The organism is Nocardia sp. NPDC050710, from assembly GCF_040654375.1.
Taxonomy (GTDB): Bacteria; Actinomycetota; Actinomycetes; order Mycobacteriales; family Mycobacteriaceae; genus Nocardia.
In genome coordinates, this window is record NZ_JBFAHV010000024.1 from 16,819 (window position 1) to 35,382 (window position 18,564).

Genomic DNA, 18,564 nt, shown 5'->3' on the forward strand with positions numbered 1-18,564 from the left:
GCTTCCGGCGTTCGGTCGCGTTGCGCTACCCCCTGCCCTGCACTTCCCCGCATATATGCGGGCGCTCCTGCGGGTGCTCGAAATAGTGGCGGACCAGGTGGTAGGCGAGCAGCGGGTTCATTCGCATGACCATGTCCGCGGCCGGGATCACCTCGGAGGTCGGGAGTGCGCGCGACAGGCGCCGTGCGGCCGGATATCCGGCGGCGGTCCAGAAGGCGGCCGGGTCGTGCACCGCGATGCCGAATACGTTGTGCCAGTTCTTCGAGTTGAAGGTGCGGGTGTACGGGCGGACATCGGAGATGATCGCCCACGGCACCGCCAGCAGTTTCCCGCTACCGGTGCGGGAAATCACCCTGGTCGGTGTCAGCAGCAGACCGGGCACGACCCCTGCGCGTCCGAGCAAGACGACGTACGCGCCGAATAGCGCGAAAGCGCCGATAGCGGTGAACATCAGGAACCCGACCAGGCCGACCCAGGCTCGATCCAGGATCGAGGTCACCGCCAGCACCCCGGCCAGCGCGAGGAATACGAACCCGACCAACAGGAACACCACACCCTGCCACTTCGGCGGCTTGCGCATCGGCAGCAACAGTGCGGATTCCGCGATGCCGTCACATTCGATGTCCTCGACTCGGACACCGGATGTACCTCTGGCGCGGTAGCTCTCGACCCGCCGGTCATCCCACCGCCACTGCTGCGGCCACGCCGACACCCCGACCCGATCACCGTCAGCCCCGCTCATGCGCCAGATCGTCCCATACCGATCGGGGCGTCCCGCCCGGCGAATCACCGCGGTCTCGAGCTCCGTTGCCACACTGGACAATTCAGACCGGTCGGGCGGATCCATCGATTACCGGCGATGCGCCGCGCAGGCCGATGCGGTCGGCGCGGATGCGCGCCGATCAGGGCTCGCCGTTGACCACCGCCGTCATCGCGTCGAGGAAGGACTGCCCGCCGGTGATGTAGCCACCCGCGATCGCGCCGACGACCAGTCCGATCGGGCCGGTGATGATGCTGAAGAAGCCGAGTCCGATGATGGCGCCGAGCAGACCGCCCAGCACCGCGCCGCCGACCACGCCGACCACATTCTTGTTGAGCTCGGAGATCAAGCGGGCCATGGAGCTGATCGGTTGCATCTCGCCGATGTTCTCGGCGGTGACTTTCGGTGTGAGCGTCAACTTTCGGCCGTTGTCGGCGATCTCCTGCGCGACCGATACCCGGCTCCCGGAGACCTCGAAGGTCAACGGCAGTTCGGTGACGACCTCGCCGCTGTCGGACCTCAGCACGATCTTGGTGTTGTCATCGGTGAGCTCGAATCGTCCGCGATCGACGGCGGTGGTGGATATGCCAGGGCGATCGGAAAGCACCGTGCGGTACTGAATTCCCTGCTCGATACCCGAGGCGGAAACCTCCCGGGCCGACTCCGTCGTCGGCTTCGCATTCACAGTTCCCGCGGAAATACCCACGGCGGCAATGGCGAGCAGCGTGGTGGCGGCCCAGGTGCCGAGCTTCATTCAGGAGTCCTTTTCACCTACCGTCCCGGCCGATCGGACCGGATGACGTGTACAGCAACGTGTACATGTTGCCCACCTGGCACTGACCGAAACCTCGTCGTTATCGGATCGTGACCTGGTCACCTGACCGGCGGTGGGCGCTTCTATCTTGCGAAAAGCATTGCGGGACAACCGCTCGACGCGCACGCGCCGAATAGTGTATGCATGGGCGTGATCTTCGAATTGAAAGTTTCACAACTTCGGACCGCGTCGTGCGCGGATTCGAGATGTGCTACAAATCTGGAGGACTCACGTGCCGCGCCAACGCATCCGTGCCGGTATCACATTGACGGGAATTGTTGTCGCGGCCGCGGTCTCGACCGCCGTCGTGGCGGTGGTCGCGCTGCGGATGACCGGAAACGAATCCGCACCCGCCAAAAGCCATAATGCGGCGAGCACCTCGACGCTGTCATTGGTCGCAGGCGAGGCCAAGGCCGCGGCCGAACCGACGCCGAGCGCGGTCGGCAATCGCGGCAAGGTCGAGAAGGCGACAACCGGTCTGCAACTCACCGTCGGCGACTGCGTGGAACTCAACGGCAGCGGCGATAACGCCCACATCGGCAAGACCGCCTGCGGTGGTGCGAATTCCCGCTACAAGATCATCGACACCGCCGCCCCCGACAGCCACTGCCCGACCGACGCCGACCACACCTACAACGAGACGCTGCGCGGCTCGGTCCGAGCCGCGTTATGCCTGGATATCGACTGGGTTGTCGGCGGCTGCATGGCACTCACCCCGCACGACCCGCAACGCATCGACTGCACCACCCCCACCACCCCCGACGCCGTCCGCGTACTGGACATCAAACGCGACACCACCGACGCCAACACCTGCTCCTCCGGCGACCACGGAATCGTCTACCAGCAGCGCAAATTCGTCGTCTGCGTCGCGAGCTTATAAGGCCGTTCGACCCGTCACCACTGCGCAGCGGCAACCCGGGAAACGAACGCAGACACGTCACTCCAGGCCGGATCGATGACGACTTCGTATTCGGTGCTGTCCAGCGCGTCGATCTTCACCACCCTGGCGCCATTCTCGTCCGTCGCGACGATCCGGCCGTCGATCATCTGAACTACGCCGTCGGCGAACCGCAGGATTCCATTCCAGTCGAATACGGCTGCCTCAGCGTTCACTATGTCCAGGAACTCGGCCCAGGTGATGTCGGCGGGGAATCGTCCGAACCCGTCGAATGCCTCGACGGTCCATCGCCAGTTGTTCGGCTCGAACAACGCGAGCACATCGCGTAAGGGGATCAGCGTTTGCTGATCGGTCGACATGCGGATCGTTTCTGTGATCATTTCGGACATCCCCGCTGGTATGGGCGGACGGTGTCATCCGGTTTCGAGACCTCGAATGCCGAATGCCAGAGCCGTGACACGAGAAGGGCGGCCCGACAAAGTCCTATTCGCCCGGAAAAGCGGGAAGACCCGACCCCCAACAGGTTCCGGGTCTTCCACGCCGACTGCGGTCAGTACACGTTGGCGGTGCAGAGCACCTCACTGATCTCCGTCCCGGACTTGTCCGCGGAGCCGACATTGGCCAGCATCGCCGGCGGGTAGTGCCGGGCGAGGCTGGTATATGCGCCGAACAGCGCGGCCGAACGGTTGGCGCCCGCGCCGGTGGCCACCGCACCATCGGTATAGACAAGCGCGCCGCAGCCGTCCGACCAGTCCACCAAGACGATGCAGTCGGAGACGCCGCCCAGACTGCACACGGCGAGCGCCTCGTCGACGGCCTCGTCGCGGCTCGCCGCATCAATACTGGTGCCGTAGCTCCAGTCCTCGGCACTGAACGCGATCGCGCCGTGCAGACCGGCCGCATTCGCCGTGCCGGCACCGATTACCGACCCGGCCGCAAGACCCACCGCCGCGACCGCGACGACGGCCTTACCCATGAACTTCATCAAGCACTTTCCTCTGTGGACACATGCGGACATAAACCCGACGATCATGGCGGATCACTGTCCGATTCACCCAGTTCAACCTGGAGGATCACACTTCCCACCGCCGGCTATCACCACATCGAACAGCAGTTCCGGTCGGCAGCGAGATTCGAGCGCGGGTCCTAGTTCAGTCCCGCGTAGCTGTGCAGACCGCTGATCACCATGTTGATGATGAACAGGTTGAACAGCATTGCCACGAAACCGGCGATATTGATCCACGCGGCCTTGGTGTCGCGCCATCCGGAGGTGGCGCGGGCATGTAGGTAGGCGGCGTAGAGGACCCAGGCGATGAAGGAGCAGGTTTCCTTCGGGTCCCAGCCCCAGAAGCGGCCCCAGGCGGCTTCGGCCCAGATGGCGCCGAGGATGACGCCCGCGCCGAAGAGTGGGAAACCGACGATGGTGGTTTTGTAGGCCAGGCGGTCGAGAGCGCGGGCGTCGGGCAGGCGCTTGGCGATGGCGCCGAAGATGCCCGCCGATTCCTGACCCTCGGGCTGGCGGATGCGGTAGAGGAACAGCAGGCTGGCGACGCCGGAGACCAGGAATACGCCGCTGCCGACACTGACGATGGTGACGTGCACGGGAAGCCAGAATGACTTGAGCGCGGGCACGACCGGCGCGGCGTCGGCGTAGAGCACGGTGCCCGCCAGGAACATCAGGATCAGCACGGGGACGAGCAGGAACGCCCACATCGAGCGGTAGCGCTGTTCGCGCAGGAAGACGATGCCGACCACGGTGGCGGCGGCGGTCGCCATGGTGACGAACTCGTACATATTGCCGAGCGGGAAGCGATGGGTCGCGAAGCCGCGCAGGACAATCGAGGTCACATGCAGCACGATCCCGACGACGAGCACCGAGAACGCCATATTGCCGAGACGTTCGGACAGCGGCCGGGCCTCGGGCTCGACGATCTTGCCGGGGCCGACCGGATGATCCGAGCCGGGACCGCCCGCCATGGCGAGTTCGCGTTCCACCACCCGCTGGGCACGCGCGGACGCGTACTGCCAGATCAGCAGCACCAACACCAGCGCGTACACCACGATCGCCGACTTGAACGCGAAATCGCTATAGCGCGCCAGGGTCTCGTCGATCGGCATGGTCACTCTCCAGTCGGGTCGGCGTCGCGCGCCGGGGTCGTCTCGGTGCCACGCGCCGGGGATGCCCCCGTCGCATATGTCTCGGTCTTCTCTTCCAGCAGCCGCGCTCGCAGCCGGTCGAACTCGCCGCCCCAACCCGCCTGGTCGGTTCTGGCCAGCCCACCCATCTCTACTACAGTGCGTCGTTGATCAACGGTACCGGCCGCATCGGTCGACGGGTAGACCCGCACCCAGATACGCCGCCGCTTCACCAGCAGCGAAACCAGTAGACCGGCCATCATCGCCAAGGCGCTCACCAGCACCCACTGCTGCGCCGGATCGTGCGAAACCTGCAGATTCACGAATTCCTGCGCGCCGTCGAAAGTCACCTTGGTGCCGTTGGGGAGACTGGTCGACTCGCCGGGACGCAGATTGACCCGCGCCTCCTTGGTCAGCCTGCCCTGCTTGATCTGCTCCGGATCGAGCGCGAACAGCGACTGCGGGCGACCGGTATCGAGGCCCGTATCGCCACGGTAGATATCCACCGCGACGGCCGGATCCTCCATCTTCGGGAACGCCGAGGTCAGCAGGTTGCCGTGGAAGAGGGCGGTCGGCGCGAAGAGTCCCTCGATGGCGATCTGGTTCTGGCGGCGCTCGGTATCGGTGGCGTACAGGCCGCCGGGCGGATCGATACGCAGTACACCACTGGAGAGGAAGGTGCGCGCGTCGTCGGGGCGCCACTGGATGGTCTCGGTGCGGGTCTGCCCGTTCGGGAAGGTGACGGTGAAGGTCGGCGCGAAACCGTGGCCTTGCAGGTACAGCCGGTCACCCGCGACGCGCAGCGGATGGTTCACCTGGATCGCGGTTCGACGCCAGGTGTCGGTCTGCAGGTCGGCGCCGGCCTGGTATTCGATATTCGAGGTGAACATCTCGGCCTGACCGTTTTCCAGGTAGTCGGCCTCGAAGTCCTTGACCCGCACGCACAGCGGGGTCATCCCGGTGCCGTCGTTGACGTTGCCCGCCTTGAACGAGTCGAAGACCGCCGGGGAGGTGGTGCAGAAGCCGGGGCCGTTATTCGCGATGACGATGACGCTGCCCTCGTATCCGAACAGCTTTCCCGCCGCGATGGCCACCAAGAGCCCGACCAACGCCAGATGGAAGACCAGATTGCCGAGTTCGCGCGTGTAGCCCTTCTCCGCCGACAGCGTGACCTCACCGTCGCGGGTGCCCGGCCGCACCTCGGTACGCCAGCCGCGCAACTGGGTTCGCGTGCGCTCGATCACCTGCTCCGGTGTCCGTGCGACGGTCTGCGCATGATGCAGCGGCAGCCGGGCCAGATTGCGCGGCGCCCGCACCGGCGGGGTACGCAATGCGCGGTAGTGGTCCAGGCAGCGCGGCAGGATGCAGCCGACCAGCGATATGAACAGCAGCACGTAGACGGCGGTGAACCAGAAACTGGAGAACACGTCGAACAGCTCGAAACGGTCCATCCACGGTCCGAGCGTGGGGCGGTCGGCGATGTACTGGGCGACCTTCTGCTCGTTCAGGTTCCGCTGCGGCAGTAGCGCGCCGGGGATCGCGGCCAGCGCCAGCAGGAATAGCAGCACCAGCGCGGTGCGCATGCTGGTGAGTCCACGCCAGGCATTGCGCAGCAGCGCCCAGGCGCGGCCCGGCAGCGACTGGCGGGGCGGCGGGGTGGCCGCGGTGGCGGCGGGTGTGTCGGTCACGGTCATATCGGCAGGGTCACCTCGGAGACGAACGCGTCGCGCACCCAGGCGACGAACTGGTCCCACGCTCCCGTGACCAGTGCGATGCCGACCGCGACGAGCAGGATGCCCCCGATGATCTGAATGGTCCGCGAATTACGGCGCAGCCAGCCCACCCCGCGCAGCGCCGTCGCCGACCCGAACGCCAGGATCACGAACGGCAGGCCGAGACCCGCGCAGTACGCGATGATGAGCGCGACCCCGCGGACGGCGGTGGTCCCGTCGGTCCCCGCGGAGACCGCCATGACCCCGGACAATGTCGGCCCGAGGCAGGGCGTCCAGCCGAGCGCGAATACCGCGCCGAGCAGCGGTGCGCCCGCAATGCTCGTCAAGCGGCGCGGCTCCATGCGGGTGTCGCGCTGCAGGGCCGGCACGAGGCCGACGAACACCAGGCCCATCAGAATGGTGACCACGCCGCCGATGCGCTGCAGCAGTTCACGATTGACGTTCAGCGACTGGACCACACCGAAGAAGGTGGCGGTGGCCAGCACGAACACCACGGTGAATCCGAGTACGAAAAGGCCCGCCGCACCGGCGACGCGGAGCCGTCCGGCCCGTACCGCGCGCTTGGTTTCGTCGGCCGTGGCCACCCGTTCGGCGACGGCGACCGCACCCGGCTGCACGGTGAGACTCTTGGCCTGGGCGACCGTCGCGGGCGGTGCTTCCGCACCGACCAGACCCGCCAGATAGGACAGATAGCCCGGCACCAGCGGTACTACACACGGGGAAGCGAACGACACCAGCCCCGCCAGCACGCACGCACCGAGCGCGAGCAGCAGCGGCCCGGTGGCCGCCGTCTGCTGGAATGAATCCCCCACGCTCGCGAGCACCATCAGCACGTACCTCCGGTCACTGCGAATCCTCCGCCGCGATGTTCTCGACGACCGGCTGGAGATCTTCGGCCAGTAGCGATTTCAGGAAGACGGCGGCGACGCGGTGCTGGCGGTCCAGGATCAGCGTCGTGGGGATGACGCTGGTCGGGAAGTTGCCGCCGAGCGCGAGCAGGGTGCGCATGGACGGGTCGTAGATCGACGGGTAACCGACCTTGTTATCGGTGACGAAGTCCTGCGCCTTGTCCTGCTGCGGATCACGGACATTGATGCCGAGGAAGGCGACGCCCTTGTCCTTGGTCGCCTCGTAGACCTTCTCCAGCGCGGGCGCCTCGGCCCGGCACGGACCGCACCACTGACCCCACAGATTGATCACGACCACCTTGCCGGGGAAATCCGCGACCGAGGTCGTCTTGCCCGCCGTCATCAGGTCGGGTCCCGACAATGTGCCGATGGTGCCGCGGGCACTCGGCGGATCGTAGAAGACAGCGGTCTTGCCGCCGGGTGAGACGAATTCGAAGGTGCCGCCGGTGGCCACCGCATCCGTTCCGGTCGAACAGCCCGCGAGCGCCGCGATCAGGGCAACGCACGCGAGCAGCACCGAACCGATACGCCGAGCCGAGACTCGACGCATCCGGGAAACGGCCGCGGTGGAGCGAATCATGCGCCGTGCACCGACGGATCCGAACCGCCAGCGGGCTCGGAGTAGACGATGTCGACGAGCGTGTCGCCCTGGTACACCAGCGAGGTCAGCGAGGCCAGCGAGCACTGCCGGTGCCGCGGGTCGTGCCACAGCCGCTGCCCCTGGAGGAACCGGCGCAACGTCCAGACCGGCAGCTGATGCGAGACCAGCACGACCTCGCGCCCGGCCGCCTCGACCCGCGCCTTGTTCACCGCGGCCAGCATGCGATGCGCGATCTGCAGGTACGGCTCGCCCCAGGACGGGGTGAACGGGTCGCGCAGCTTCCACCAGTGCCGTGGTTTGCGCAACGCGCCGTCGCCGACCGAAACGCGCAGGCCCTCGAAGGTATTGCCCGCCTCGATGAGGTTCTCGTCGGTCCGGACGATCAGATTGTGCTGCGCGGCGATCGGCTCGGCCGTCTCCTGCGCGCGTTGCAGCGGCGAGGCGATCACCATGGAGATGTCGTGATCGGATAGCGCCCGAGCGACCGCGCCCGCCTGCGAGCGCCCGGCCACCGACAGGCTGAAGCCGGGCAGCCTGCCGTAGAGGATGCCCTTCGGGTTGTGCACCTCACCGTGGCGCAGCACATGCACGATGGTCTCCACGCCGGCATCGACGGGCGCGGACTCCTCGTCCACCGCGATGGCCCGGTGACGCGTGGTCGTGGCGGAGGTGCGCGTTACCGCATCGGCGACAGCGGCGCCGGATTCCGCGGCAACATCCGACTCCTCGACGAGTGCGGCGACCTCGTCCGAGGGAGCGCCGACTCCCGCGTCGCTGGAAGGCGCCTCGGCGGGCGCGGCGGCAGTCGCCTCGGCGGAGGGGGCGACGGTGCTATCTGACCGGCGCTTCGAGGCGTCGGGCTGGTCGAGGTCGGAACTCACGCGTGGGATCCTTCGGGGGTGGCGGCCGCGGCCGCGTGTGCGGCGGCGGGCAGAGCGGCGGCGATACGGTCGAACGCGTCCTCGTCGAGCGCCGCGGATACGAACCATGCCTCGAACGCGCTCGGCGGCGCATACACGCCGGCGTCGAGCAGGGCGTGGAAGAAGGCAGGGAAACGCCAGGTCTCACTGGCCTTGGCGGCCGCGTAGTCGGTCACCGGGCGATCGGCGAAGAACACGCTCACCATATTGCCTGCGAACTGCACCTGGTGCTCGACCCCTGCCGTGGTGAGGGCCTCGGTGAACAGGCCACCGAGGCGTTCGGCATTGCGATCCAGCGCCGCGTACACCGCGTCGTCGGCCGCGCGCAGCGTGGCCAGGCCCGCGGCCACGGCGACGGGATTGCCGGAGAGGGTGCCCGCCTGGTAGACCGGCCCGAGCGGGGCCAGGTGGTTCATGATTTCGGCGCGGCCACCGAAGGCGGCGGCGGGCAGGCCACCGCTCATCACCTTGCCGAAGGTGTAGAGGTCACCGGCGACACCCTCGCGGCCGAACCAGCCCGCACGGCTGACCCGGAACCCGGTCATCACCTCGTCCATGATCAGCAGCGCGCCGTGCTCGGAGGTGAGTCCGCGCAGGCCCTCGTTGAATCCGGGCAGCGGCGCTACCGCGCCCATATTGCCCGCGGCCGCCTCGGTGATCACACAAGCGATCTCCCCGGGGTGCGCGGCGAATGCGGCCGCGACGGCCTCGAGGTCGTTATAGGGCAGCACCAGGGTGTCGGCGGCCTGCGCGCCGGTGACTCCGGGCGAGGTCGGCAGGCCGAGCGTCGCCACGCCGGAGCCCGCGTCGGCGAGCAGCGCGTCGACATGACCGTGGTAGCAGCCGGCGAACTTGATGATCTTGGTGCGGCCGGTGTATCCGCGGGCCAGCCGGACCGCGCTCATGGTGGCCTCGGTGCCGGAGTTCACCAACCGGACCCGCTGCACCGGTTCGACCCGTTCGGCGATGAGTTCGGCGAGTTCGATCTCGGCCTCGGTCGGCGCGCCGAAGGACAGGCCACCGGTCGCCGCCCGCTGTACCGCCTCGACGACCGCCGGGTGGGCGTGGCCGAGAATCATCGGGCCCCAGGAACAGACCAGGTCGACGTAGTCGTTGCCGTCGGCGTCGGTCAGCGTGTAACCGTTGGCCGAGGCGATGAACCGCGGTGTGCCGCCGACGGAATGGAACGCTCGCACCGGCGAATTGACACCGCCCGGGATCACCGAACCAGCCCGGTCGAAGAGCTGAGCGGAAACGGGCACCGACGCCCTGGTCACGCGCGGAGAAGAACTCACGGCCTCCAGTCTCTCAGCCCGCCGGGATCAGGTCGACGACAGGGTGTAGTGGAGTGATGCACGCCGCAGCAACCAAGATCGGCAACACGCCGATCGGTTTGCCCGCAATATCGGTCGCTGGATGATTGCCGATGCGTACTCTCGGTGCGTTGTCCATCCGCTACCGGCCCAGGAGCGTGTTCATGGGATTCGCCATCATCAGGACTGCCACCCTCGCCACCCTCGCCGCCGCGGCCGTTGGCCTCGGCGCGGGAACGGCCGCCGCAATGGAGCCGATCGCACAGCCCGACCAGCAGCGGATCGGGCTGCGACTCGATCACCGGGAAACTGCGGCACTGGCCGACGGCCCGATCCCGGCGCTGATCACCATGTTCGTACCGCTGAACCGGATCGGGGCCGGCCTGCACCGCGACACCGAGATCTACCGCGACGAGAACGGCGGGGTGCACGCCTCGCTGCGCCAGGTCATCGCCGAGCCCGCGGCACATCCGGACGGCACCGTCACGCTGTACGTCAATGCCCCCGGCACCCGCGAGGGGCGCGTGCTGGACATCTATCAGAGTTGGACCGGCTAGTCCCGGCCCGGTAGGGCAGTCGTTCGCCGACCGTCCGGCCCCGGTCGGCGAACTGTATTCCGGCGCAGCCGATATCGGCTACGCGTACATGCACGGCACCTGGGCCGAGATGGTGCGCAGCTGGCACATGAAATTGTTGTAGACCGAGGCGGAGCCGGAATCCGGGAGCAGAACCTGCTCCGCGGCGGCGGGGGTGGGCTCCAGCGGCAGCCCACCCGGCGCCGCCGCCGCGGGTCCGGCCGCCAGTCCGACGGCAGCCGTAGCCACCAGGGCCGCGCCGAATTTCGCCACCAGAAGTCTCACGGGTACACCTTTCGATTGAAATAGCTTGGGCGACAGTCGATCACCCACGGCAGGGCAAAGCTACCAATCGCAAGGCGGGCAGTGGGAGCGCAGCGAATACCTACTCCCGGGTCGGTTGCGGCGCGGACTGGGTGACGCCGGTGCGCGACAGCGCGAATCCGGTGGTGAACAGGCAGTCCAGCGGCGCGGACAGCAGGCCGAGCAGTGTCGGCGGCGTGGTCTCGATCAAGGAGGGTTGCACCGGCGACGACACGATGGGCCGGTGGATGCCCTCAGTCGCCCGCGGACGCCGTCGCGCCGGACCGCAGCAATCGCGCCGCAGCATCGATGGCGAACAGCCCCGCCACCGCGGCCAAGAATGCGGCAAGCACCACCCACGGCGCGGCATACCGGGTCGACTCGAAGGCGGGCAGCTCACCGACCGGCGCGAAGGCGGTCGTCACCACCCCGTTGCCCCAGCTCGATACCGCGCCGACCAGACAGAGCAGCGCGATCACCAGTTCACCGAGCGCTACGATCCCTCGTCTCAACGGTCCGCTCCGTTCTCGCCCTGCCGATCCTCGGTCTGCGCGGGCCGCTGTGCCAGTGCGGCGGTCAGCGCGGCCCGCAGGCCGCGGTGATCCCGCGCCCACGCCTGCACCAGGCCGCCGTCACGCAGCCGTAGCCCGATTCCGGTACGCCGGCGGGGCACGCCGCTCAACTCACCGAGCGCCCGCGCCGACTCCCAATCCTCATCATCCCAGGATTCCTCGTCGCGCTCGGGCAGCACCGCGTCGATGGCGCTCAACGGGAGCGTTTCGGTGCCCTCGCGCAGTGTGTCGTCGGCGAGCTCGACACTGACGTGCCGACGCCCCGCAACCACCTGCAACGAAACGAAACCCGCGATCAGGGCACCACAGAAGATCAGGGCGAACCAGTGCACCGGACTGGAGGTCGCCACCTCGAGAATCAGAATGATCGCGCACAGCGCGGGCCCGTAGGCCACCACGCGCCAGCGGGCGCCCGGCTCGGTGAACAGCACCGTGTCGTCACGCACCTCGGTCACGCCGCACTGCCGATCACGCCGACGGCGCGGCCGCCGGAATCACCCGGGCGAATCAGCCGACCACGCTGGGCAGCAACAACACGGCGACGGTGACCAGACCGAACAGGACCAGCAGGCTCAGCACGAGCAGCTCTCGCCGAATGCTCTGCGGCTGTTGGATCACCACTCGCATCGATGCCTCCGATCTCCCGGAGCCAACTGGATGACGCACTCACGCAAGGTAAGCCAACGCACGACCCACAACTACCGGTTCCCATTTCTACTGTGACAACCCTCACGATACATGCCGAGACGGCCCCGACAAATTCGATAGCCGGTATGCATTCCGATCATCGGCGGTTCATCACGAAGTACGCGGTCGAGTCCGGGCGGTGACCCAGATAGATCGCGCCACCCGCCAGCACACCCTGCACGATCGACGCGCCGCCCGCGACCAGCGAGGCCACCCCGCTCACCGCGTCCAGCGCGAACAGCGTGCCCACCGCCATCAGCACCAACCAGACACCGACAATGGTGAGCAGCGTTCGCGCCCACAACTTGCCGCGCCCGAACTGGTACACGAACAGCAGCGCGAGGCCGGTGATCACCAGGCCGAACAGCACCACGAATACGAAGGCGACCAAGACGAGGAGGTCCGCACCCGCCATGGTGGCGTTCGGGTCGCTCTCACGCATCTGATCGAACATCTTCTCGGCGAATTCCCGCCGCTGGCCCGTGGCCGCGACCATCGATGCCGCCAGCTGCACGACACCGAATCCGACCACCCCCCACCACAATTGGCGCGCGGTGCGGACATCCTCGGGCATGGGTGGGCGCGGCGCGGGGCCGACGCCCACCGGGTAGGGCATATTCGTCACGACAACCAGTGTGCGGCCTCGGTCGCCCAGTAGGTCAGGACGATATCCGCCCCCGCCCGGCGGATCCCGAGCAGCGACTCCAGCACCGCGCCGCGGCGATCGATCCAGCCGCGCTGGGCGGCGGCGGTGATCATCGCGTACTCACCCGAGATCTGATAGGCGGCCACCGGCACGGTCGACCGATCGGCGACCTCACGCAGAATATCCAGGTAGGACATGGCGGGCTTGACCATCACGATGTCGGCGCCCTCGGCCAGATCCAGGTCCAGCTCCCGGATCGCCTCCTTGCGATTCGCCGGGTCCTGCTGATAGCTGCGCCGGTCACCCTCCAGCGAGGACCCGACCGCCTCGCGGAACGGACCGTAGAACGCCGAGGCGTACTTCGCGGCGTAGGCGAGGATGCCGGTGTCGGTGCGGCCGACCGCGTCGAGGCCGCGCCGGATCGCGCCGACCTGGCCGTCCATCATGCCGCTCGTTCCGAGCAGATCGGCGCCCGCGTCGGCCTGCGCGAGTGCCATATCGACGTAGCGATGCAGGGTCGCGTCGTTGTCTACCGACCCGTCGGCCGACAGCACGCCGCAGTGCCCGTGATCGGTGAATTCGTCCAGGCAGGTGTCGGCCATGACCACGGTGGATCCGCCCACCTCGTCGGCCAGCGCCCGCAGGCCGCGGTTCAGGATTCCGGCCGGATCACTGGCCTGACTGCCGGTCGCGTCCTTGTCCTCCGGGCGCGGCACCCCGAACAGCATCAACCCGCCGACCCCGGCGGTGACCGCCTCGACCGCCGCCTTCCGCAGCGAATCCATCGAATGCTGCATCACCCCCGGCATCGAGCCGATCTCCCGGGGTCCCTCCAGCCCGTCGGCGACGAACATCGGTAGCACCAAATGCCGTGGCTCCAGGGTGGTTTCGGCCACGAGACGACGCAGGGCGGGAGTACGGCGCAACCGCCGCGGGCGGTCCAATCCGGTCATGAACCGCACGATACGCCTGCTCCGCACCACCGTCGCGACCGCCCACCGCCCGCCGTGACCCACACAACCACCACGACATCGCCGCCGGTCCACAGATTGCCGAAAACCCTTTGCGGCCAGCGGTTTTTGTCGGTGGGTCGGGGTAAAATCGAAGATGTGTTCGAGGGAATCCGTCGGATTTCCGATTGCTCGGATACCCGATTGCGAGGGAGGACGCCCGTGTCCGCGACCATCACACCCAAGTCCGAGGTCTCCAGGTCCAGGGTCTCCAGGTCCAAGGTCATCGATGCGCCCTACATACCGCTGGAGAAGCGACCGCTGCCGCCCGGACGGCCGCGCAAGTGGTACGTGACGCACAATCGCAGGCTCAAGGCGATGCGGATCACCATCGCCCTGCTCGACTCCGGCACCTATCTGCCGAACCAGGCGAGTAACGAAAGGATCCGGCGGACGGCGGATCTCATCGGCATCCGCCCGCCATCGGACACCACCTGCCGGTTGGTGCGCACCCTGCTGCGCTACAGCCGCTGACTCGCAATTCCGGCTCGGGCCGGACACGGTGAAACGCCCACAACGGGGTGGGCGTTTCACCGACGCACGGTCTAGCGGCTACGCCTGCTCTTCTTGCGCGGCGGGGGCAGCAGACCCTCGGCGCGCAGCCGGGCGGCGTGTTCGGCCAGCGCCTCGACCAGCGGACCGACCTGGGCGACCTCGGGCTGCACATCGACGCGCAGACCGAATTCGATGGCCGTCTCGGCGGTCTTCGGGCCGATGCACGCGACGATGGTGCGCGCATGCGGCTTACCCGCGATGCCGACCAGATTGCGGACCGTGGAGGACGAGGTGAACAGAACCGCGTCGAAGCCGCCGGTTTTGATCATCTCGCGGGTCTCCGCGGGCGGCGGCGAGGCGCGCACGGTGCGGTAGGCGGTGACGTCATCGATCTCCCAGCCGCGGTCGCGCAGACCTTCGGCCAGGGTCTCGGTGGCAATGTCGGCCCGCGGCAACAGGACCCGGTTCACCGGGTCGAAAACGTCGTCGTAGGGCGGGAAGTCGGCGAGCAGGCCCTCGGAGGACTGTTCGCCGCTCGGCACCAATTCGGGGTTGATGCCGAAGGAACGCACCTTCTCCGCGGTGGCCTCGCCGACGCAGGCGATCTTCACACCGGAGAACGCCCTGGCGTCGAGTCCGAACTCCGCGAACTTCTCCCATACCGCGCGCACCGCGTTGGTCGAGGTGAAGACCACCCACTGGTAACGGCCGTCGACCAGACCCTTGACCGCGCGCTCCATCTGCGCGGGGCTGCGCGGCGGCTCGACCGCGATGGTCGGCACCTCCATCGGGATGGCGCCGTGCGTCACCAGCCGCTCGCTCATCTCGGCGGCCTGATCCTTGGTACGCGGTACCAGCACGGTCCAGCCGTACAGCGCCCGCGACTCCCACCACGACATCTTCGACCGCGCGGCGACGACCTTGCCGATGGTCACCACGAGCGGGCCGACCAGTTCGGAGGCCGCGCTGTTCAGCGTGGCCAGGGTGGCCTCGATGGTGCGCTGCTGACGGGTGGTGCCGCGCACGGTCACCGCGACCGGGGTCTGCGGCGCCATACCGTGTTCGACCAGCGCGCTGGCGGTCTCGGCCACATGACCGGAGGTGGCGTGCAGCACCAGGGGGCCGGGAGCGCTCGCCAGCGCGGCCCAGTCGACCTCGCCGCGCACGTCGGCCTCGGTGTGGCCGGAGCCGAGCGCGATACCCGCGTAGCTGGGCACCGCCGAGCCGCTGGGCAGCCCGGGCAGCACCTCGAAGACCATATGCGAGCGAGTGACCGTGTTGACCTCGTTGATCACCGCATCGGTGGTCAACGGATCACCCGCAACCACCCGGACCACATCGTGTCCGTTGCGGGCCTCGGCGATCAACGTCTTGGCCACCTCGGCGGGCTCGCCGAGCGCCGGACGCACGTCGACCGGCCGGGTGCCGTCCTCGTTCTCCGCCACCGCGGTCCCGATCAGGGCCAGCACGCCCTTGTCCACATCGGGGTCGGTGAAGGCCAGGGTGGCCCGCCCGAGCACCTCGCGCGCCCGCACGGTGAGCAATGCCGGGTCACCGGGACCCGATCCGACGAAAAGGATCCGACCTGGGTGCTTCTTGCCTCGGCTCATGCCTGCACCTCACTAGCGCTCGGCTCCGACACGGCCGAAGGCGCAATGCCTGTGATTCGCTCGCTTCGCTCGCTCATGATCGGCTGTTCTCCATTGGGCTGGGGTGGGTGAAGTCTGAGGCGGGCGGATTCACCGCCGGTGTGGGCGAACCGGTTTCCGGTTCTGTGGTGAGAAGCTCGCGCGCACCGAGCTCCAGCAATTCACGGGCCAGCGCCCGGCCGAGCTCCGCCGCATCCTCCGGCGAACCGACCACCGACGCCCGCAACACCTCGGACCCGTCGACGGCAGCCGCGCAGCCGCGCAGTGAAAGCTCATCGAATACCCGGCCGTCGTCGTCGAGCGATTCGACGACCTCGGCGAGCGCGCCGACCGGGGCGCGGCATCCCGCCTCCAGTTCGGCGAGCAGCACCCGCTCGGCGATGACCGCGGTCCGCGTGGCCGCATCGTCCAGCCGGGACAGTGCCTCGATCAGTACCGTGTCGTCGCTGCGGCATTCGACCGCGAGCGCGCCCTGCGCCGGGGCGGGCAACATCTGCACCGGCTCCAACGCCTCGGTGACCGCGTCCAGCCGGTCGATCCGGGCCAACCCGGCTCTGGCCACCACCACCGCGTCCAGCTCGCCATCGCGGACCTTGCGCAGCCGGGTGTCGAGATTTCCGCGCAGCGGCACGATCTCCAGTCCGAGGCCGAGCGCCCGCAGCTGGGCGGCGCGGCGCGGCGCGGAGGTGCCGACCCTGGCACCGGCGGGCAGTTCACCGAGCACCATCCCGTCGCGCGCCACCAGGGCGTCACGCGGATCCTCGCGGACCGGAACGGCGGCGATGGTGAAACGCGGGTCCGCCGCGGTCGGCAAGTCTTTATAGGAATGCACCGCGATATCAATGGCGCCCGCCGCCAATTCGTCGCGCAGCGCGGAGGTGAACACCCCGACGCCGAGATGCTGTACCGGTTCGGACGACATATCGCCCGCCGTCTTCACAATGACCAATTCCGCCTCGTGCCCGGCGGCGATCAGCGCATCGCGGATGGTGCCCGACTGGGTGAGTGCGAGCAGACTGCCGCGGGTGCCGATCCGCCAGGAGCGGCGCGTGCCAGCGACTGTCACGTTGTCCTCTTCCTGCAGGATCGTCATCGGGGATTCCCCTGTTCCTCACCTAGGTGGCTCGTGGTGAAGTCATCGGCCAGGGCGGCGCCGTGATCGGCGGTGAGCGCGGTGATCTCCATCGGCGCGGCAACCGCCTGCGCCGCACCGGGTTTGAGTTCGAACAATTCGCGCAGCGCCTCGGCGTAGCTGTCCCCACCCGGGGTGGATGCCAGCTGCTTGACCCGCACCGTCGGCGCATGCAGCAACTTGTCGACCACGCGTCGTACGGTGCGCGCCACCTCGTCGCGCTCCGGATCGGCCAGGCTGGGCAGCCGGGAATCCAGCCGCAGCAGTTCGGCCTCGACCACCTCGGCCGCGCGCTGCCGCAGCGCCGCCACCGTCGGCGTCACCTCGGCCATGCGCTGGCCGGCCAGGTACTTGGCGAGTTCCTCGGCGACGATCGAGCGCGCCGCGGCGGTGTCATCGGCGGCCGCACCCGCGGCCGGATCCCGCTGCAGGGTCTCGATGTCGATGACCGATACGCCGGGCAGGCCCGCGACCGCGGTTTCGACATCGCGGGGCAGACCGAGGTCGCAGAAGACCAGCGGGCGCTCCGCGGAGGGGAATTCGGCGCGGTCGCGGTCGGCGAGCGCGCGGTGCGTATCGGCCAGCGTCACCACGGCGCCGACCGCGCCGGTACAGGTGATCACCACATCGGCCGCTGCCATCGCCTCGGTCAGCCGGGAAAGTTCGAGCGCATTCGACTCGACGCCGTAGCTGCCCGCGGTCTCGGCGAGTCTGCGGGCCCGCTCGATGGTGCGGTTCACCACGATGATCCGGCCGATGCCCGCGCGCGAAAGATGTGCCACCGCAAGGCCGCCCATCGCGCCCGCGCCCACCACCACGGCGGTGCGCCCGGCCAGGTCGCCGAGCACACCCTTGGCCCGGTCCAGCGCGACCGACACCACCGAGGCGCCGGCCCGGTCGATCCCGGTCTCCGAATGCACCCGCTTGCCGACCCGCAGCGCGTGCTGGGCCAGTTCGTGCAGGGTCCGCCCGACCGCCTGCTGGGCATCGGCGGAGGCATAGGCGCCACGGATCTGGCTGAGCACCTGCTGCTCGCCGATCACCATCGAATCCAGTCCGGAGGCCACCGCGAACAGGTGCTCGGCCGCGGCCTCGCTGTAGCGGACGTAGGCGTGCTTGGTCAGATCCGGCAGCGGCATCCCGGAATGTTTGGTGAGCAATTCGCCGACCTCGGCCAGACCACCGTGGAAGGCGTCGACCACGGCGTAGACCTCGACGCGGTTACAGGTCGAGACGATCATCGCCTCGGAGACGTGGCTGGAGGTCAGCATCCGGTCGATCAGCTTGGGCCGGTCGGTATCGGTGATCGCTACCTTCTCCAGCACCGAAACGGGCGCGCTCCGATGCGAAATCCCGACGAGAAGAACGCTCATGCCCGCGCCTCGCTCACGCTCGGCCTCGGCATGCGCGCG

22 protein-coding genes are annotated in these 18,564 nt (G+C 68.2%); 3 read left to right on the forward strand and 19 right to left on the reverse strand.

All coding sequences use genetic code 11. The features are described from left to right. Positions 1–25: 25 nt before the first annotated feature. Both AB0H61_RS31070 and AB0H61_RS31075 read right to left on the reverse strand, forming a co-directional pair. A complete protein-coding gene (locus tag AB0H61_RS31070; RefSeq protein ID WP_357311294.1) occupies positions 26–742 on the reverse strand; it encodes a hypothetical protein in 717 nt (238 codons plus the stop codon). A 160-nt stretch (positions 743–902) separates the two neighbouring features. Further along, on the reverse strand, positions 903–1,514 hold the full coding sequence (locus AB0H61_RS31075) for a hypothetical protein (protein WP_357311295.1): 612 nt from the start codon (positions 1,512–1,514) through the stop codon (positions 903–905). A gap of 292 nt (positions 1,515–1,806) precedes the next feature. Here AB0H61_RS31075 and AB0H61_RS31080 point away from each other — a divergent pair, with 292 nt between their 5' ends. Further along, on the forward strand, positions 1,807–2,454 hold the full coding sequence (locus AB0H61_RS31080) for a hypothetical protein (protein ID WP_357311296.1): 648 nt from the start codon (positions 1,807–1,809) through the stop codon (positions 2,452–2,454). A gap of 14 nt (positions 2,455–2,468) precedes the next feature. Here the strand turns inward: AB0H61_RS31080 and AB0H61_RS31085 are convergent, their stop codons facing one another. From AB0H61_RS31085 to hemL, 8 genes are all read right to left on the reverse strand, one after another. Beyond that, positions 2,469–2,852 (reverse strand): hypothetical protein, encoded by a 384-nt coding sequence (locus tag AB0H61_RS31085; protein ID WP_357311297.1) that lies wholly within the window; start codon positions 2,850–2,852, stop codon positions 2,469–2,471. 170 nt (positions 2,853–3,022) lie between these two features. Continuing rightward, a complete protein-coding gene (locus AB0H61_RS31090; RefSeq protein WP_357311298.1) occupies positions 3,023–3,457 on the reverse strand; it encodes a DUF4189 domain-containing protein in 435 nt (144 codons plus the stop codon). A 161-nt stretch (positions 3,458–3,618) separates the two neighbouring features. Further along, the gene (gene ccsB / locus AB0H61_RS31095; protein ID WP_357311299.1) at positions 3,619–4,590 is read right to left on the reverse strand and encodes a c-type cytochrome biogenesis protein CcsB; all 972 of its coding nucleotides are present in this window, start codon (positions 4,588–4,590) and stop codon (positions 3,619–3,621) included. 2 nt (positions 4,591–4,592) lie between these two features. Continuing rightward, positions 4,593–6,302 carry a cytochrome c biogenesis protein ResB gene (locus AB0H61_RS31100; RefSeq protein WP_357311300.1) on the reverse strand — a complete coding sequence of 570 codons (1,710 nt, stop codon included), beginning with the start codon at positions 6,300–6,302 and terminating at the stop codon, positions 4,593–4,595. Next, positions 6,299–7,168 (reverse strand): cytochrome c biogenesis CcdA family protein, encoded by an 870-nt coding sequence (locus AB0H61_RS31105; RefSeq protein WP_357311301.1) that lies wholly within the window; start codon positions 7,166–7,168, stop codon positions 6,299–6,301. Before AB0H61_RS31105 ends, AB0H61_RS31100 begins: the two co-directional genes overlap by 4 nt. Positions 7,169–7,184: 16 nt before the next feature. Continuing rightward, positions 7,185–7,829, reverse strand: coding sequence for a TlpA disulfide reductase family protein (locus AB0H61_RS31110; protein ID WP_357311302.1), 645 nt, complete (start codon positions 7,827–7,829; stop codon positions 7,185–7,187). Continuing rightward, on the reverse strand, positions 7,826–8,485 hold the full coding sequence (locus AB0H61_RS31115; RefSeq protein ID WP_357311408.1) for a histidine phosphatase family protein: 660 nt from the start codon (positions 8,483–8,485) through the stop codon (positions 7,826–7,828). Before AB0H61_RS31115 ends, AB0H61_RS31110 begins: the two co-directional genes overlap by 4 nt. Before the next feature lie 242 nt (positions 8,486–8,727). Beyond that, a complete protein-coding gene (hemL, locus tag AB0H61_RS31120; RefSeq protein WP_357311303.1) occupies positions 8,728–10,065 on the reverse strand; it encodes a glutamate-1-semialdehyde 2,1-aminomutase in 1,338 nt (445 codons plus the stop codon). 182 nt (positions 10,066–10,247) lie between these two features. Here hemL and AB0H61_RS31125 point away from each other — a divergent pair, with 182 nt between their 5' ends. Further along, positions 10,248–10,640: a hypothetical protein gene (locus AB0H61_RS31125; protein ID WP_357311304.1), complete on the forward strand. Its 393-nt coding sequence runs from the start codon at positions 10,248–10,250 to the stop codon at positions 10,638–10,640. A gap of 78 nt (positions 10,641–10,718) precedes the next feature. Here the strand turns inward: AB0H61_RS31125 and AB0H61_RS31130 are convergent, their stop codons facing one another. The 6 genes from AB0H61_RS31130 to hemB all read right to left on the reverse strand — a co-directional run bounded on the left by AB0H61_RS31130 (position 10,719) and on the right by hemB (position 13,819). Then, positions 10,719–10,943, reverse strand: a complete 225-nt coding sequence (locus AB0H61_RS31130; RefSeq protein ID WP_357311305.1) for a hypothetical protein — start codon at positions 10,941–10,943, stop codon at positions 10,719–10,721. A 100-nt stretch (positions 10,944–11,043) separates the two neighbouring features. Further along, entirely contained in the window at positions 11,044–11,184 is a 141-nt protein-coding gene (locus tag AB0H61_RS31135; protein ID WP_357311306.1) for a hypothetical protein, read from the reverse strand. A gap of 31 nt (positions 11,185–11,215) precedes the next feature. Then, complete coding sequence (locus tag AB0H61_RS31140) at positions 11,216–11,473, reverse strand: hypothetical protein (RefSeq protein WP_357311307.1); 258 nt, start codon at positions 11,471–11,473, stop codon at positions 11,216–11,218. Further along, positions 11,470–11,979: a hypothetical protein gene (locus AB0H61_RS31145; RefSeq protein WP_357311409.1), complete on the reverse strand. Its 510-nt coding sequence runs from the start codon at positions 11,977–11,979 to the stop codon at positions 11,470–11,472. Before AB0H61_RS31145 ends, AB0H61_RS31140 begins: the two co-directional genes overlap by 4 nt. 338 nt (positions 11,980–12,317) lie before the next feature. After that, the gene (locus AB0H61_RS31150; RefSeq protein ID WP_357311410.1) at positions 12,318–12,836 is read right to left on the reverse strand and encodes a hypothetical protein; all 519 of its coding nucleotides are present in this window, start codon (positions 12,834–12,836) and stop codon (positions 12,318–12,320) included. A gap of 5 nt (positions 12,837–12,841) precedes the next feature. After that, entirely contained in the window at positions 12,842–13,819 is a 978-nt protein-coding gene (gene hemB, locus AB0H61_RS31155; RefSeq protein ID WP_357311308.1) for a porphobilinogen synthase, read from the reverse strand. Positions 13,820–14,038: 219 nt separating this feature from the next. Between hemB and AB0H61_RS31160 the strand changes: the two genes are divergently transcribed. Beyond that, positions 14,039–14,350, forward strand: coding sequence for a hypothetical protein (locus tag AB0H61_RS31160; protein WP_357311309.1), 312 nt, complete (start codon positions 14,039–14,041; stop codon positions 14,348–14,350). A gap of 71 nt (positions 14,351–14,421) precedes the next feature. Here the strand turns inward: AB0H61_RS31160 and AB0H61_RS31165 are convergent, their stop codons facing one another. The 3 genes from AB0H61_RS31165 to AB0H61_RS31175 all read right to left on the reverse strand — a co-directional run bounded on the left by AB0H61_RS31165 (position 14,422) and on the right by AB0H61_RS31175 (position 18,525). After that, positions 14,422–15,981 carry a bifunctional uroporphyrinogen-III C-methyltransferase/uroporphyrinogen-III synthase gene (locus AB0H61_RS31165; protein WP_357311310.1) on the reverse strand — a complete coding sequence of 520 codons (1,560 nt, stop codon included), beginning with the start codon at positions 15,979–15,981 and terminating at the stop codon, positions 14,422–14,424. 73 nt (positions 15,982–16,054) lie between these two features. Next, positions 16,055–17,113 carry a hydroxymethylbilane synthase gene (hemC, locus tag AB0H61_RS31170; RefSeq protein WP_357311311.1) on the reverse strand — a complete coding sequence of 353 codons (1,059 nt, stop codon included), beginning with the start codon at positions 17,111–17,113 and terminating at the stop codon, positions 16,055–16,057. After that, on the reverse strand, positions 17,110–18,525 hold the full coding sequence (locus AB0H61_RS31175) for a glutamyl-tRNA reductase (RefSeq protein ID WP_357311312.1): 1,416 nt from the start codon (positions 18,523–18,525) through the stop codon (positions 17,110–17,112). The genes hemC and AB0H61_RS31175 overlap by 4 nt, the downstream gene beginning before the upstream one ends. Positions 18,526–18,564 lie beyond the last annotated feature (39 nt).